Here is a 1,055-nt window from a genome sequence, read left to right as displayed (position 1 = left end):
GACAGGGCCCTGTCTTCCATTCTGGTGTCCCACCTGGCCGGTGAGGAAACGCAGGACCTGGGCGGCGGCGTCGGGAGTTCTTTCCATCAGATGGTCGGTTACCACCAGGGCGCCCGAATTGATGAAGGGGTTCCGTGGGATCCCGTGCTCGACTTCAAGCTGGACCAAAGAGTTGAAGGACGTCCCTGAAGGCTCGCGAAGGACCCTGGACCACAACGAGCCGGAGTCATCGGCGCTGAGCGCCATCGCCAGGGTGAAGACCTTGGAGATGCTCTGGATCGAGAACGGAAGATCGGCGTCGCCGGAACTGAATAGTTCCCCGGACGTCGTGGCAACTGCGATGCCGAAACGGTCGAACGGCGGGGACTGCAGGTGGGGAATGTTTGCGGGGACTGACCCCGCTTCCGTCCGGGGCCGGTGGCCGCGGACAATGTCATCCAGTAATAAGGCAAGCGGCGGCGAATCAAGTGTTGTCATCATTTCTTGCCCACGTGCTCCTTCTGCGTGCCGGACCACTCCTGAACATGCAGCAGCGCGACCAGTGCATGGCGGGGATTGCCGAAGTCCAGGCCGGTGACCCGGCTGACCTTGCCGATCCGGTAGTAGACGGTGTTCTTATGCAGCTGCATCCGCTTCGCGCACTCGGCCACGTCGAGTGACGCGTCGAAGAAGGCACGCAGGGTTACGGCCAGTTCCGCGTCGTCGCGGAGCAGGGCCCAGAGGCTGCGGTGCCGAAAGGCCGCCGTCGTAAAGTTCTCCACGGCGTCGTGGAAGAGGATCTCGGCTTCGAAGTCGTCCACCGTGGCAACCGAAACTTCGCCGGAGCGGCGCATGCAGCCCAGCAGCGCTTCGCATATTCCGGTCACGGAATGGATTGATAGCAGATCGGGAACAGCGGGGCCGACGGCGGCAAAGGGGCTGATGCCGAGGTGCTTGTTGGCGTCCTTGACGATTGCCTCGGCCAGACTCCGCAGACCGGCCCCCGCGTTGGCGGACTGCAGCCCGGGAAGGATCACGGCGGTGTCGCCGTGAAACTGTCCCACGATGGCTGAGGG

General features: G+C 63.5%; 2 protein-coding genes. Both read right to left on the bottom strand.

Features of this window, described 5'->3' with window-relative positions:
* Positions 1–480: glutaminase (locus tag LQV45_RS35145; protein ID WP_230012651.1), on the bottom strand; the 480-nt coding region annotated here is incomplete at its 3' end.
* A partial coding sequence (locus LQV45_RS35140; RefSeq protein ID WP_230012648.1) for a CdaR family transcriptional regulator occupies positions 477–1,055 on the bottom strand: 579 nt, incomplete at its 5' end. The genes LQV45_RS35145 and LQV45_RS35140, both read right to left, overlap by 4 nt.

The organism is Microbacterium sp. Bi128 (assembly GCF_918698205.1).
This window is presented reverse-complemented; position numbering and strand designations above follow the sequence as displayed.